12 protein-coding genes are annotated in these 15,843 nt (G+C 39.4%); 8 read left to right on the top strand and 4 right to left on the bottom strand.

Features of this window, described 5'->3' with window-relative positions:
* The 8 genes from HWV00_RS11020 to HWV00_RS10985 all read left to right on the top strand — a co-directional run bounded on the left by HWV00_RS11020 (position 1) and on the right by HWV00_RS10985 (position 7,701).
* Positions 1 to 519, top strand: a complete 519-nt coding sequence (locus HWV00_RS11020) for a hypothetical protein (RefSeq protein ID WP_211681152.1) — start codon at positions 1 to 3, stop codon at positions 517 to 519.
* Positions 516 to 2,147 carry a VWA domain-containing protein gene (locus HWV00_RS11015; RefSeq protein WP_211681150.1) on the top strand — a complete coding sequence of 544 codons (1,632 nt, stop codon included), beginning with the start codon at positions 516 to 518 and terminating at the stop codon, positions 2,145 to 2,147. Before HWV00_RS11020 ends, HWV00_RS11015 begins: the two co-directional genes overlap by 4 nt.
* A 441-nt stretch (positions 2,148 to 2,588) precedes the next feature.
* Positions 2,589 to 3,434, top strand: coding sequence for an MBL fold metallo-hydrolase (locus HWV00_RS11010; protein WP_211681148.1), 846 nt, complete (start codon positions 2,589 to 2,591; stop codon positions 3,432 to 3,434).
* A 438-nt stretch (positions 3,435 to 3,872) separates the two neighbouring features.
* The gene (locus HWV00_RS11005; protein WP_211681146.1) at positions 3,873 to 4,286 is read left to right on the top strand and encodes an N-acetyltransferase; all 414 of its coding nucleotides are present in this window, start codon (positions 3,873 to 3,875) and stop codon (positions 4,284 to 4,286) included.
* 136 nt (positions 4,287 to 4,422) lie between these two features.
* Positions 4,423 to 4,836 (top strand): GFA family protein, encoded by a 414-nt coding sequence (locus tag HWV00_RS11000; protein ID WP_211681144.1) that lies wholly within the window; start codon positions 4,423 to 4,425, stop codon positions 4,834 to 4,836.
* 153 nt (positions 4,837 to 4,989) lie between these two features.
* Positions 4,990 to 5,475 (top strand): hypothetical protein, encoded by a 486-nt coding sequence (locus tag HWV00_RS10995; protein ID WP_211681142.1) that lies wholly within the window; start codon positions 4,990 to 4,992, stop codon positions 5,473 to 5,475.
* A gap of 552 nt (positions 5,476 to 6,027) precedes the next feature.
* Complete coding sequence (bla, locus tag HWV00_RS10990) at positions 6,028 to 6,891, top strand: class A beta-lactamase (RefSeq protein ID WP_211681140.1); 864 nt, start codon at positions 6,028 to 6,030, stop codon at positions 6,889 to 6,891.
* A gap of 294 nt (positions 6,892 to 7,185) precedes the next feature.
* Positions 7,186 to 7,701 carry a PEP-CTERM sorting domain-containing protein gene (locus HWV00_RS10985; protein WP_211681138.1) on the top strand — a complete coding sequence of 172 codons (516 nt, stop codon included), beginning with the start codon at positions 7,186 to 7,188 and terminating at the stop codon, positions 7,699 to 7,701.
* 134 nt (positions 7,702 to 7,835) lie between these two features.
* On the opposite strand, the gene HWV00_RS10980 is transcribed toward HWV00_RS10985, so the two are convergent.
* The 4 genes from HWV00_RS10980 to glgB all read right to left on the bottom strand — a co-directional run bounded on the left by HWV00_RS10980 (position 7,836) and on the right by glgB (position 15,821).
* Positions 7,836 to 9,401, bottom strand: coding sequence for a glycogen synthase (locus HWV00_RS10980; protein ID WP_211681136.1), 1,566 nt, complete (start codon positions 9,399 to 9,401; stop codon positions 7,836 to 7,838).
* Between the two features lie 166 nt (positions 9,402 to 9,567).
* A complete protein-coding gene (gene glgC, locus HWV00_RS10975; RefSeq protein WP_211681134.1) occupies positions 9,568 to 10,884 on the bottom strand; it encodes a glucose-1-phosphate adenylyltransferase in 1,317 nt (438 codons plus the stop codon).
* 114 nt (positions 10,885 to 10,998) lie between these two features.
* Positions 10,999 to 13,497, bottom strand: a complete 2,499-nt coding sequence (locus tag HWV00_RS10970) for a glycogen/starch/alpha-glucan phosphorylase (protein ID WP_211681132.1) — start codon at positions 13,495 to 13,497, stop codon at positions 10,999 to 11,001.
* A gap of 83 nt (positions 13,498 to 13,580) precedes the next feature.
* A complete protein-coding gene (gene glgB / locus HWV00_RS10965; RefSeq protein ID WP_211681130.1) occupies positions 13,581 to 15,821 on the bottom strand; it encodes a 1,4-alpha-glucan branching protein GlgB in 2,241 nt (746 codons plus the stop codon).
* Positions 15,822 to 15,843 lie beyond the last annotated feature (22 nt).

Genomic DNA, 15,843 nt, shown 5'->3' with positions numbered 1-15,843 from the left:
ATGTTTATATTAGGTGCACATCAGCGTGTTGATAATGATGATTTCATTATCATTATTAAAAAGATAACAAATGTATTAAATGACATTGATTATTTTTGGTGTATTAATAATAAATTATCATCAGTTAATGAGCCACGTAGAACAGGATTTTTCGGCAATGCCAGTTATATGTTCGAGACGCTACAAACGTTAAATATTAATCAATTACAAAAAATATCTAATGTATTAGAGCCTGTTAATATAAAAACTTTATTAGATAATGTCAGTAAAAAATATAAGGCTACATCTACAGAAGGTAAGCATATAGTTGGATATAATTTATTATTAGAAGTAAATAATGAAATAGATAAACACAATAAAAATATACAGTGGCAAGATCAAAAAATAGAAATGATTAGATTGAGAGAGCCTCCCATCATGTCAGCAAAATTAAAACAAAAAAAATCATCTAACTTTAGCAATAAGAATACAACTATAGATCTTGTAAAAGAGCAAGTCAAAAAGAATATCTGGCTATGATTGGAATGAATCTTCTTGCAGGCTTAACTGGAAGTGTAATCGTGTCACTGGCTACGAAGTTAATTAAAAGCAAAGTAGATGAGTTTCGAGCAAAGGTAGCACCAGTCGAAGGCAGTGTTGTCTATTGTGATCTTTACTTTGGTGCAGAGCATTCTGGTATCTATATAGGGAATGGTAAAATATCCAATATTGTGGTGACTGACACAGCTGAAGCCACCGTAAAGCTAGACTCTCGTTCCTCTTTTGTTGATAGCAGTAAACTTCATGGTAAGATTTACGTTTCATGTAATAGATATGGTGCTGTAGGTAATGATGCTGTTGCTAATGAAGCATCAGATAGAGTGGGTGAACGCAGTTTTTATGGTTTGGTTATTAAAAACTGCCACCAATTCTCGGAAAACTGTGTAAACAGCACACCTAAAGTCAGCCAATCTCTTATTGACCGTTTTGAATCATTCTTCGAAATTGAAGATACATGGGAACCAACTATTCGTTCATTGAAAGAAGCGAGTCGGCAGCATCTAGGTGCAACAAAATGGCGACTGTGGGAGCAACCTCAAAGTGAATCGCCTTCACAAGTGAAACCTCTGTTAGAACTCAACAAATTACTTGAACAGCTATCTAATACACCGCTTGACTCGACTATACAAAAAGAACTTCTGGGCTCGATGAATGACTTAACAGTATATAAACAAGAAATTTCTGATGAGAGTTTACCTCAGCAAGCGCATAATAAAATTAATCAATATGCGCAACAACTTAAAGATATCTCGAATGCATATGAAAAAAGTAAACACCTTAGTCAACAAACGGGATATAACTTTACTTATAATGAATTGAAAAATACACAAGATATAGATTTTACTGCGCTAGCGAATGAACTCACGCACAATAAAAAAATTCAATCAATATTAAATACTTTAGGTAGGAGTTATATTTCTGAAGAAAAGAAAGAGGTGCCTATTAAACGTTCTAATGCCAATGAGATATTTGGTATTCATAAAAGTGGTGATGTAACACGGGTGCTGCCTTCTGAGTTAGCTGGATTTGAAAATGAAGAGCTAGAGCTTCTTTTTTACGCCAAACTCTTAGAGAGTAATTTATCGACTTATAAGATGTCTGGTCATCATATTGATATGGAAGAAGACATTGAATCAAAGCAAGAAAAAGGCCCTATTATCGCTTGTTTAGATACATCTGCTAGCATGGATGGTTCGCCAATATTAAAAGCCCGAGCTCTTTTATTTGCTATCCATTCTATATTGAACAAAGAACAGCGTGAACTGTATGTTTTGCTATTTGGTGATAATAATGAAATTAAAGAATTACATCTTAAAAGTAGCGAAAGTAAAGGCCTGCTCGCTTTTCTTACTAAGAGCTTTAATGGTGGGACTAGTTTTGAAACACCGTTAAAACGTTCAGTTGAAATTATTGAAAATGCCAAAAACTTTGATAAGGCTGATATTTTAATGATCACAGATGGTGCGTGTGATATTAGTAGTGGCTTTAAGAAGAGCCTTACATCAAAAAAACAGAAACTAGGTTTTTCCATTCAGACTGTTATCTGTGATACAAGTTTTAGTTCTTATATCAACGATGATTTTAGTGACAATGTTATATCTATTTAAATATTAGCTTCCTTCGTTCCCCTACGAAGAGTAATGTGAGCATTGATTTTTAGATTTTTAGCTCTAAGCCATTTATGTCATGAATGGTTTAGGGGGATAGCTCTAAGCCGAAACTGCCCCAAAGTGGCTTAGAGTAACTGCTCTCCCACAATATATTCATATCAATTTTCCATAGATTTACTTATGTGAAGAATGAGAGTCATTTGTCATATCACAACTGCTCACGCGAGCTCAATTGGAAGGCAAGCCTTGATTAGATATAATACAAAGCGCTTCCCCCATGCGACTGTATCCCATATTATGAAAGCATTAAAGAGGGCTTTTATCTGAGTGATGAAATGGCTGTTAAGTAGTTAGTAACATTAATAAACTAGTGTAAATAATGGCACATGAAAATTCAGGTATAGTAGACTCAACTAAACAATGGTTTAGGAAGTAGATATGATACTGACAGCGCTAATTGATAATACTCGATTAGATGATAGAACAGACCTTAAGGTTGAAAGAGGGTTATCTTTTCATATAAAAACAATGGGGCAAGAGATTCTGTTTGATGCTGGTAGCAGTAAAGCCTTTTGTGATAATGCCATTTTATTAGGCATTAAGATGGAAGATGTTGATGCTGCAATTATTTCGCACCGTCATCATGATCACTGTAATGGCGTCACTCATTTCCTTGACCAAAATTCTAAGGCTCAGGTCTATTTCCGCGAATGTACAGAAACTGATTATAGTTTCAAAGCGTTTGGTTTCAAAAGTAATGTGGGTATTGATAAAGCATTATTAAACAAAACTAGTGCTCGATTCAGCTTCATTAATAAAACTACTGAGATACGGTCAAATATTTTTATTATTACAAGTCTGAGTCGTAAGTATGAACAGCCAAAAGGTAATAAATATCTCTTTACTGATTCAGGTGATGGCTGTAACCCCGACTTATTTGACCATGAGTTACTCTTAGTCATCAAAGAAGATGATGGTCTTATAGTATTTACTGGTTGTGCTCATGGTGGGGTGCTCAATATGATTGAAACCGCTATTGAATTGTTTCCAAACACGAGAATTAAGGCTGTTGTCGGTGGATTTCATTTGGTCGGACTTCCTTTATTTAATAGTATTGGCGGAACAAAGAAAGACATAGAGGCAATTGGTGAAACTATGCTCACTTATCCAATAGATAAGCTCTATACTGGCCATTGTACAGGTATGAAAGCCTATGAAATATTAAAAGGTGTGCTTGGTGATGCCCTTGAGTACTTCCCAACAGGACGCAGAGTAATTATTTGATTTAAAATAGGCTTAAATTCCCCCTACAAAATCCAATGTGTATTACCTCGGCTAGTACAATAGCTCTAAGCCATTCCTGTCCAGCTGCGGCTTAGTGCAATAGCGCTAAGCCGAACTTGCCCTTTTCTGTGTTAGAGCTGTTGCTCATACTCAACATCCTTACTTTAACATGCCAAAATATATAGCTTACCAACTGATAGCGACCAATAATACATTGATTTCTAAGTATAATTTAACTTCAATAAAGTTTGCATAGGTCTATATAAATACCGTTCTTGTTTTTATCCGTGTTTTATTTGACTTCGGATTGATATTTATCAGTATCTATTTGTAATTTAACGTGAACTTGCTATTGTCGATAGTTATTAAGTTGAAATTAAATTCGCTTTATACAGAATTCTGTATAGTAAACTGTTAAGTTCCGTTTAGGAGGCATGGGTGGATATTTCTAGTACCCCAAGGCAGGAAGATCTTAATAAAATTAGCCGCGCTGTAAGAGAGCATAACCTTGAATTTATGCCAAACGACTTTTGTGATTTGGCTGTGCTTGAAAGAGACTCCAGCGAAAACATAATAGCAGGACTTACGGCTACGACGTACTGGGATAGACTAGATATAGCTTATCTTTGGGTTTCACCTGAATATCGAGGCAATGGACTATCTAAGAAACTGCTGTTAGCTGCTGAAAAAGAGGCTATTAACCGTGGCTGCAGGTTCTCACAACTGGATACTTTCGATTTTCAAGCATTGGGACTGTATCTAAAGTTAGGGTACAAAGAGTACGGTAAACTTAGTGGTTACAATAATGGTTACAAGAGGTTCTACCTTCAGAAAGAGTTGTCAGGAACTTAACAAGCCGCTGAGTTAAGATTCACCAAGGCTGTCTACCAATTACTGCGCAATTCGCCCTGCAGCACTTGGATCACTTATTCGAGGGGCGTTATGTGCAGTCGAATATCGTTCATTTATAAAAGAGAAGGAGTTGAAGATGAAAGCAAACGGAAAATGCTTGTGTGGTTCTGTTGAGCTTGAAGTAGAGATGGGAAATGCTGAAGTGACTGCGTGCCATTGCAGTATGTGTAGAAAGTGGTCTGGCGGGCCGATGATGGCACTTGAAACAAGTGATATATTAATAATTTCAGGTGAGTCTTCAGTATCAAGATATCATTCATCTGAATGGGCTGATAGAGGGTTTTGTGTAAACTGTGGAACTCATTTGTTTTATCACTTGAAGCCAAATAACCAATACCATGTTCCGGTTGGTCTTTTGAGTGTTGAAGAAGAAATTGATTTTAGCCATCAGATCTTCATTGATGAAAAACCAAACTACTATAGCTTCTCCAATGAAACAAAGAACATGACGGGGGCGGAAGTATTTGCACATTTTGAAGGCGAGGAATAGGCACATAACAAGTTGCTGCATCGGACTCGTCAAACTGTCACTTTTTTTGCCATAAACCCGGAAAAAAAACGCCAGTTGAACTCTCCGTTGAGCAAGGCGTTAATAGTATTAAGTCGTCACTAGGCTATTCACAAAGGTTATTGGTTTTTTATCATGAAAAAATGGTTTTTATTGCTATCTATATTTTTAGCTGGTTGTACTGCTACTCAAATTCAATACTCGCCAAATATGATTAAAAATAAGGACTTAGCGGTTCAAATTATTGAACAAGTAGTAATGGAACAACCCTTAAAGTTTAGACCTGAAAGTGTATTTGTTACAGATTCTTATTTGGCTTTCGGAGATGGCGTTAGTGGAAAGGAAACTACATTATCAAATGATCAAAGCTTTGGTAGTAGTTCATCAATCTCTCTATCGTCATCAAAAGTTAATGCTAAAAATATAACCTCTCGTTTTTATTTTAATTCTATGGCTGAACTTGAGTTGTTCAAAAAAAGGGATTGGTACGTTATTCAGTTGAAAAATGATGAACACCGAGTCGTAAAGCGCTTTTATACACGAAGCCTCAAAAAAGCAGAATCACTTATTGACTCTATTAGCTTCTTTGCTTCTAGGGCTAAGCCATTTGGTGCTAGCTAATACAGTTAACAAGTCACTGAATTATAAGATTCACCAAGGCTATCATGCCATTTACTGAGCAAATCGTCCGCTAGCATATGGTTCACTAATTACTGGTGTGTTCGAGTAATAAAGATGTATCCTGAACAGGCTATCAACCCCGCTGTGCCAGTCTATCTTTAACTCTAAAAATTAATAAAGATGTATACTATAAACCCATAATTTCATTTTCTGTGTTGTTAACGACTTAACTATCAACAGGTTGAAAAGTTGGTATACATCTTTATTACTCAGCGACAACTGGGGCGTTAACCTCAATTCATCATACTTTATGTAATGCGAACCATATCCTTTGAAGCATAAGCTCTAAGCCATTTTTGTCCACTAACGAGTTAGCTAACCTAGCTAACTCGAAATTGCCCCATTCAAGTTAGGTCTATTACTTACTCGCAATATGTTGATATCGCACTTGCCATATACTTACTCATCCAAAACCCTATATTGATAATGGTGTTAATAGTCTTTAATATCCGAGTATTTCTTCGCCATAATACTAATATAGAGACTCGACCAATGTTAAACACAACAAAGAATATATTCTTGTGTACTGCCTTATTATTAACGAGTGCGAGTGCGACAGCTACTACGCTAAACAATTCGATATCAGCAATTGAACAACGCATTTCTGGTCGTATAGGTGTGGCTGTTTTAGATACGCAAAATAAACAAACGTGGACTTACAACGGTGATGCACATTTTCCGATGATGAGTACATTCAAAACCCTCGCTTGCGCAAAAATGCTAAGTGAATCGGCAAATGGTAATCTGGATCCCAGTACTAGCTCATTGATAAAGGCTGAGGAATTAATCCCTTGGTCACCAGTCACTAAAACGTTTGTGAATAACACTATTACAGTGGCGAAAGCGTGTGAAGCAACAATGCTGACCAGTGATAATACCGCGGCTAATATTGTTTTACAGCATATCGGAGGCCCTCAAGGCGTTACTGCATTCTTGCGAGAAATTGGTGATGAAGAAAGTCAGTTAGATCGTATAGAACCTGAATTGAATGAAGCTAAGGTCGGAGACTTGCGTGATACCACGACACCGAAAGCTATAGTTACCACCCTCAACAAACTACTGCTTGGTGATGTTCTTCTTGATATGGATAAAAACCAACTTAAAACATGGATGCAAAATAATAAAGTGTCAGACCCTTTACTGCGTTCTATATTACCGCAAGGCTGGATTATAGCCGACCGCTCAGGTGCGGGTGGTAATGGTTCTCGAGGTATAACTGCTATGCTTTGGCACTCCGAGCGTCAACCGCTAATCATCAGTATTTATTTAACCGAAACTGAGTTGGCAATGGTAATGCGTAATGAGATTATTGTTGAGATCGGTAAACTGATATTCAAAGAATACGCGGTGAAATAATAGGTTATTTTTTGATAATACCTTAACGAGTGTAACTATCGAAGTGAGGGCGTCAATTAGACACCTTCACTTGCTCTATAAAATAAAATATATATAGCTAACGGTTAGAATAATCGCCTAAGCCATTTATGTCCATATCTGAGTCGGTCAGCTCTGCCTAATTACAGTGTCGCGAACGCTTCGCTAATTTGGGAGTGGAATAGCAACAGTGCATCATCCAATACTCCAGCGACAGGCGCATCAGCTAAAGCAACGCTTGATTTTTTTGATGACGGCGGTTTGGTTAGAATTGATATGCTGATTAGAAATACGACGGGTGAATTAGCGAGTTTTGGGTCAGGTGCTACAGCATCAAAATTGACAGGAATAGGGTTTGATTTAATCACTCCGAACGGCGGTCTATTTGCTGCTAACTTCAGTGCTGGTGCTTATTTTGATACGATGATCGCTAATGCATCTTTACCTCCATTTGGTACGCTGGATTTAGGGATCGCAGATAATACTAATTTCGTAGGTGGGAACGCTAATGGCGCATTACCAGAAGGCACAGAAGATACTTTGAGCATGAAAATTGGGTTTAATGGTCTATCAGCGCTTGATGTTGAGAATGCGTTTAAGGCAGGGTTTAATGATGGTTCTCTTAACTATGTAGCGCGCTTTATACAAGTAAATGCAGGTGAAGGGAGTGACAAACTTAACGGTGGAGAATGTTGTGGTGAGCCTGAAAACCCGCAAGAAGTACCTGAACCAAGTACTGTTATGTTATTATCTTTGGGTCTGATAGGGTTTCTTTTACGACGTAAATCATAAAAATCGAATTGTTAATGCCAACATTTAAAAATAGAAGCACTTTATTAATGTTTCTATAAACTAAAAAACCACCGAGCAGAGCAGGATGGTTTTTATTATGTTTCACTATATTCGTGTGAAATTACTTGTTCTATTTAGTGCTTATAAAGCAGTTCTAGATAATGCTTCGTGCTTTCTTGCCAGCTAAAACGTGCTGCTTTTGCATTACTTGCAATCTTAGCCCATGTTTTAGGTTTGTTTGCGTGAAGCTTAATCGCATCGTTAAAAGCATTGATTAAGTTATCACTTTGCTCTTGCAGTGATGAACCGTTAAAGCTAAAGCCATTTTCTAAATGTTGAACAGTATCTTTTAAACCACCAACCGCATGCACAAGGCAAGGTTGTCCGTCACGCATTGCGAGCATTTGGCTGATACCACAAGGCTCAAATGAACTTGGCATTAAGAACAGGTCGCCATGTTGATACATTTGGTCTGATAGCGCTTGGCCATAACCATTCAAGAATAAGAAATTGTCATGACTTGCCATTAACTGCATGAACTCAAATTCAATGCGAGAATCGCCAGAACCCAGAATAATCATGCGACCATTCACACGCGCAAGGTCATCAAGTAACACAGACAATACTGTTTTACCTTGATAAGGTTGGCGTAATAATAATGCTTTTTGATCGGTTAAACGGCCAATACTTGTCACAAGAAAATCAGTGAAAGGTGCTTGGCTATTCCACTCATTAATTTGCTCGTTAGCAAGGTAGTGTACTGTTTTAAGTGATTCTGATTGTGCTAACCAACGCTTTACTTGTTTCTGTGCTGGCGCTAAGAATGTACTTAATGCTGGTTTTTTATTGCTTTTCTTCGCTGTTGTTTCAGCGTACTCACAGCCATTTAAAATACCAACTAAACGGTTTTCTTGTTTCGCTCTCGCAAGATCTTGCTCTAAACCTTCACCACCAAAGAAGCCGTTCTCAGCATCACTGGCATGCAATACTTCTTCTGCATACGTTGGCGATACAACATGCACTTTATTACATAAGTTGATGCCTGCACGCATAGGGTTATAGCAATGGGTATAACGAGGATCACAAATCGCGCTTTGATCAAAGTTAAGCGTTGGGAACCAATGACGTAAACTTGATTCGTCATCATAAAAAGGGCGGATCCCTTGCAATGCAATGTTGTGAACCGTGTAAACAGAGTGAATTTCTGAAAGCGCTTTATATTCTGGCGCATACTGACATAACACGGCTACTGCAGCACTGTGCCAATCGTGTAAGTGTAATACATCCGGTGTCGTTAACTTCGATTCTGCAAGTAACTGGCAAACGGCGAGGTTAAATAATGCATATTTGGTTGCGTCAGTCGCAAAGGGTCTATTACCTTCGTCATGGCTGTAAACACTGCCCATTTTACCGAATAATGGATGTTGTAATACAAATTGGCGTACTTGGTTCGATGTTTCAGGGAAATAAAGCTCAAACAGGGTGATGCTTTCTGATTTACCGGCGAACTGTACGTTTACGGTTGCAATCTCACGTGACTCAAATTTGTCTGCGTAGTGGCCATAATCGGGAATAACAACATCAACACTTACGTCATGGTTTGGTAAAGCTTGTGGTAAATCACGAACGACGTCAGCAACGCCACCAACTTTAGCACCTGGTATCGCATCATTTTCGGCGGCTATCATTAAAACGTGCATGAATAAATTGTCCTTAAAAGCAGAAGATTAACGTTGTGTTATTGAAATATAATCGTGGGTTAACGTGTCTATTGTTATAAAACAAAAATAGCAATAAGTCACTTAGTTAAGTGACTTATTGCTTATCGGTTATAACTTATCTAATGATCACTGAGAGAGTGATGATTTAAACAAGCTCTGGCGTTGGCGTATCTGCTTTTTCTAATGCAGCTTTAGCTTGTTTTTCTGCCATTTTTTTCAACATATCTGACGTAACCAGTGTGATCCCTTTTGGTGATACACGGAAGCCATTTGCGATATCTTGCTCTTTATCGTGACCAACAACTAAACCAGCAGGTAAGACGCATTTACTGTCGATAATAGTACGACGTAACTGACAGTTTTCACCAATATCTGCACCCGGTAAGATCACTGATTCTTCAACCGTCGTGTATGAATGAACATGCACGTTAGAGAACAACAGAGATTTACGGATTGTTGAACCAGAGATAATACAACCACCAGATACCGTTGAATCAACAGCCATACCGCGGCGTTCATCATTATCAAAAATGAATTTTGCTGGTGGTAGTTGCTCTTGGTATGTCCAAATCGGCCAGCTTGAATCATAAAGATCAAGTTGAGGTTCTGGTGTAACCAGTTCCATGTTCGCTTCCCAGAATGAATCCAGTGTACCTACATCGCGCCAGTACGGTTGTTTACCGCTATCAGGGTCGCTGAATGGGAAAGCGAATACTTGATGATCTTCAATGATTGATGGAATGATGTCATTACCAAAATCACGGTCTGATGTTAAACGTGTCGCATCTTTTTCTAGTTGCTCAAATAGGAATTCAGTATTGAATACATAGTTCCCCATTGATGCTAAACACTGACCTGGTTTACCAGGGATCTCATTTGGTTGTGCTGGTTTTTCATCAAAACGCTTAACACGATTGTCAGTATCAACAGTCATTACACCAAATTGGCCAGCCGCTTCTTCTGTCGGAACTTCGATGCAGCATACAGTCATGTCTGCGCCGTTTTCTAAATGTTTAGCAAGTAGATCGCCGTAATCCATACGATACACGTGATCACCAGATAGGATCATCACGTATTTCGGATTTTCTGCGCGAATAATATCCATGTTTTGGAATACTGCATCCGCTGTACCTGAATACCAGTCGTTACCGTAACGCTGTGATGCCGGTAAAATCTCTACAGACTCAGACAATTCTTTCTTGAAGTGTCCCCAACCACGGTTTACGTGACGGATTAATGAGTGTGATTTGTACTGCGTTGCAATACCAACACGACGGATCCCTGAGTTAATGCAATTAGATAAAGGGAAATCAATAATGCGGAATTTACCACCGAAAAATACCGCTGGTTTTGCACGCCAATCTGTTAATTCATGTAAACGGCTACCTCTGCCGCCAGCAAGAATTAAAGCATAAGTATCTTTTGTTAAGTTACTAATGTAGCGATGTGTACTTTGTGACATATTACTTCTCCATAAGCTTTTGTCTAATTTGGTTCAACTATTTCCCTTGAGATGAAGTTTCAAATCAAGGGATTACATAAATGGTTTATCTACTTTTTTATCAGATATTTATAATCAAGCGTTAAGTGGTGTTAGGTGCCAAATGTCTTGGTTATATTCATTGATAGTTCGGTCACTTGAGAACGTGCCACTGGCAGCAGTGTTTAGAATGCTCAATCTTGTCCATGCTTCCTTATCTTGATAAGCAAGAGCGGCAGATTGTTGTGCTTCACAGTAGCTTGCAAAATCATGGGCGACTAACCATTGATCATGCGGATTTAAAATAGAGTCGATTAACGGTTGGAATAAGCCACTTTCGAACAAGTTAAAATGCCCGCTATTCAGTAATTCCATCACGCTATTTAGGTTGCTGTCATTGGCAATGATGTGTGCAGGGTCATAGTGAGCGCGGATATCGGCTACTTGTTCGCTGCGAGCACCAAATAAGAAGAAGTTATCTGCACCAACAGCATCACGAATTTCAATGTTTGCACCATCTAACGTACCGATAGTCGCTGCACCGTTCATCATGAACTTCATGTTACCTGTACCAGACGCTTCTTTACCTGCCGTTGAAATTTGTTCTGACAAGTCTGTTGCTGCACAGATAGTTTCCATTGCCGTTACGTTGTAGTTCGGTAAAAAGGCAACACGTAACCAAGGTTGTGCTAGCGGGTCGGCGTTGATCGTTGCAGCCACGTTATTGATTAATTTAATCGTTAACTTAGCAATGAAATAACCCGGCGCGGCTTTACCACCAATTAATACACAGCGTGGCGTCATGCCTTCTGTATCACCACGACGAATGCGGTCATAAAGGTGGATAACATGTAAGATGTTAAGCAGTTGACGTTTGTATTCGTGCATACGTTTAACTTGTACGTCAAACATCATGTTGGTATCAAATTCAACACCACATGCTTCTTTTACTAAATCAGCAAGTTGTTGTTTGTTGTGTTGCTTAACGTCTTGCCATTTTGCATGGAACTTGCTGTTGTCGTAATAACGACGCAGTTTACTGATTTCGCTTAGGTCGCGAGTCCAGTCATTACCAATCTTGTCGCTAATCAGTTCGCTTAATTTGGGATTACAATGCGCTAACCAACGACGAGGTGTAACACCATTGGTTTTGTTGTTGAATTTGTTTGGTGACAACTGATAGAAGTCATTGAACAAACCTTCACTTAATAATTGCGTATGCAATGCTGCAACACCATTTACTGAGAAGCTACCAACAATAGCAAGATACGCCATGCGCACTTGCGGATCATCACCTTCTTCAATAATCGATAGTGCACGCTGTTTATCGGTATCGCCAGGCCACTGACAAGCAACTTGCGTTAAGAATCGGGCGTTAATTTCAAAAATGATTTCAAGTATGCGCGGCAGTAAGTGTGAGAATAAACGTACTGACCATTTTTCTAATGCTTCAGGCAATAATGTATGGTTGGTATAAGCCATTGTTGAGGTCGTGATCTGCCATGCAGCGTCCCAATCTAAATCATGCTCATCCAGTAATAAACGCATTAGCTCAGCAACGGCCACACTTGGGTGCGTATCGTTAAGCTGGAATACATGGAACTTAGCAAAATCGGTAAAGTCGCTACCGTGCACTTTTACCCATTCAGCAATAATGTCTTGCAAGCTGGCAGACGTTAGGAAGTATTGCTGACGTAAACGTAGTTCTTTACCGTTTTCACTTGCGTCGTTCGGGTAAAGTACCATGGTGATTTGTTCAGCTAGGTTTTTACGTGCAACAGCTTCGGTATAACTACCAGCGTTGAATTCACCAAGGTCAAATTCATCTGTTGCCGCGGATTTCCATAGGCGTAGTGTATTCACGATACCATTTTGATAACCCGGAACAGGCACATCATACGGCACAGCAAGTACATCTTCAGTACCGACCCATTGGTGATGTGTACGACCTTCTTTGTCTTGATATGTTTCTACATGACCAAAGAATTGAATTCGACGGTTATGTTCTGGTGCTGCAACTTCCCAAGGGTGACCATCACGTAGCCAATTATCAGGATGTTCGATTTGATGACCATCTTCAATGCTTTGATTAAACATGCCGTATTCATAACGGATGCCATAGCCTGTGACAGGCAGAGATAAACTTGCACAACTATCAAGGAAACAGGCAGCTAAACGGCCTAGACCACCGTTACCTAAACCTGCATCGTGTTCTGCATCAGCGATACTTTCTAATTCGCTGCTGTAATGATTAAGGCCTTTACGGACACTTTCTTCTAAATCTAGATTTAATACTGCGTTACCTAACGCACGGCCCATCAAAAATTCTAATGACAGGTAAGCGGCGCGGCGGGTTGGTTGTGCTTGTTGCTGCTTCTTTGTCGCGCGTGATTTTTCCATTAAACGATCACGAATAGTTAATGCAAGCGCATGGTATAAATACTGTGGTGATTCACCAACTTCATCACGACCAAGAGTGTAATGAAAGTGACGTTTTAAGTCTTCAGGCAAGGTATTGGCATTCACCACTGGCCCATTATTTGTCTCTAACTTACAAACTTTGTTTGTCTTAGATTTTTGTTTCTTTAATGACATATTACGTCCTTTATTATGACATTTGGGCTGTTTTAGAGACGATGTAATCGAACGTGTGTCGATTACACCGCCTCATGTAATTACTATTTACTGCTAGGTATCAAGTACAAGGTCGCTAATGGTGGTAGTTCGATACAAATACTGTGTGCGAACCCTTGCCATTCTATTGCTTCAGCGCGGTAGGCCGTGTTGTTAGCGAAACCGCTACCACCAAACGCAGTGTCATCGGTATTAACGATCACGTCGTACACACCTTTACTTGGCACTCCGATACGGTAACTTGACTGACATGCAGGCGTCATATTCGATACCACAACCACATGTTCATCTTTTGCTTTGTTGTAACGTAAAAAACTAAACACAGACTGTTCGGCATTACTTGCGTCAATCCAATCAAATCCTTGATGATCAGTGTCTAATTCAAACAAGGCACTTTGATGACAGTAGCTGTTGTTTAATGCTTTTATGAGAGATTGAACACCTTGATGCTCTGGTTGCTCGAGTAAATGCCAATCTAATGATTGGTTATGATTCCATTCGGCACGTTGACCAAACTCACAGCCCATAAATAGGAGCTTTTTACCTGGATGTGCCCACATAAAGCCATAATATGCGCGTAAGTTAGCAAACTTCTGCCAATCATCACCCGGCATTTTAGCGAGTAGGGAACCTTTACCATGAACTACTTCGTCATGACTTAGCGGTAAGATAAAGTTTTCACTAAATGCATAGGCTAATGAAAATGTCATTTCGTGATGATGATGTTGGCGATAAAGCGGGTCGCAGCTCATGTACTCTAGGCTGTCATTCATCCAACCCATATTCCATTTGTAACCAAAACCCAGACCACCTTGGTCGGTGAAATCTGTCACACCTGGCCATGCTGTTGATTCTTCAGCAACCATCATGATACCTGGGTGTTTTTTGTAGCAACGTTGATTTACTTGTTTTAGTAATTCAATGGCGCCTAGATTTTCACGGCCACCGTATTCATTTGGTATCCATTCACCTTCTTTGCGGCTGTAATCGAGGTACAGCATAGATGCAACGGCATCAACACGTAGCCCATCGATGGCAAAGTTATCAAACCACGCTAGTGCATTTGAAATTAAGAAACTTTGTACTTCAGCACGATCATAATTAAAGATGTGGGTATTCCAATCGGGATGGAAACCTTGGCGTTTGTCTGCGTGTTCAAAAAGGTGTGAACCATCAAACTGTGCTAAACCATGCGCATCAGCGGGGAAGTGTCCCGGTACCCAGTCAATTAATAAACCAATATTTGCGTCGTGACAGGCATCAACGAAAAATTGGAAATCAGCTAAACTACCAAAGCGGCTTGTCGGTGCAAATAAACCAACAGGTTGATAACCCCAAGAACCATCAAATGGAAATTCACTGATTGGCATCAATTGAATATGCGTAAAGCCAAGTTCTTTGACATAAGGAACAAGCTGCTCAGACAAAGCTTGGTAACTTAAGAACTGATTATTTTCGTCACGTTTCCAAGAACCCGCATGGATCTCGTAGATACTAATCGGTGCATCGACGGCATTACGTTCTGCACGTTCGGCCCATGCTTTTGCAGGTGATTGTTGCCACGTTGCGGATGTCGCTTTAGTCGGTACACAAGATGCTGTTTGAGGTGGTAACTGCATCGATGACGCAAATGGGTCTGCTTTTTCTAAGCGTTCACCACTTTCTGTCACAATGCTAAATTTGTAATTGTTGTCGGTATTACTGTCTGCAATATCGGCAATGAATATTTCCCAAATACCAGCACCAAGATGTTTACGCATAGGGTGGCGCGTTGGATTCCAATGGTTAAAATTACCGATTAAACTGACTGACTTTGCATTGGGTGCCCACACTGTAAATCGCACACCTTCAACATTATCTGTCATTGTCCAATGTGCGCCTAAGTGGCGTTGTGCTTGCTCTAACGTACCTTCGTTAAACAAGTAAATAGCATCTTGATCAAGGGTTGAGCTGAATTTGTAAGGGTCTTGTTCGACTACTGTTGAATACGGATAGGCGATTGCTAATTCATAATCCGGTTTGTATCGTTTTTTCGCTAAGGTAAGGACGAATAAATCGCTCGTGCCAACACGTTGATAACGTAGTTGTTGATTTCTATCTTGATAAAAAACTTGCTGAGCACCGGGGATGAACGCGCGTAGTTCATATTCATTATCTGTAACTTGATGTGCGCCTAAAAAAGCAAAAGGGTCATAGAGCTTACCTTGGTTTAGTTCATTAATTTGATGACTAAAGCGCGCTTCAAGACGAGCAGTTACTGTGGGGGTAGTCGAAATATCACTCATGATCCATCCTGGATTAAACGTA

The sequence above is a fragment of the Moritella sp. 24 genome (assembly GCF_018219155.1).
Taxonomy (GTDB): Bacteria; Pseudomonadota; Gammaproteobacteria; order Enterobacterales; family Moritellaceae; genus Moritella.
This window is presented reverse-complemented; position numbering and strand designations above follow the sequence as displayed.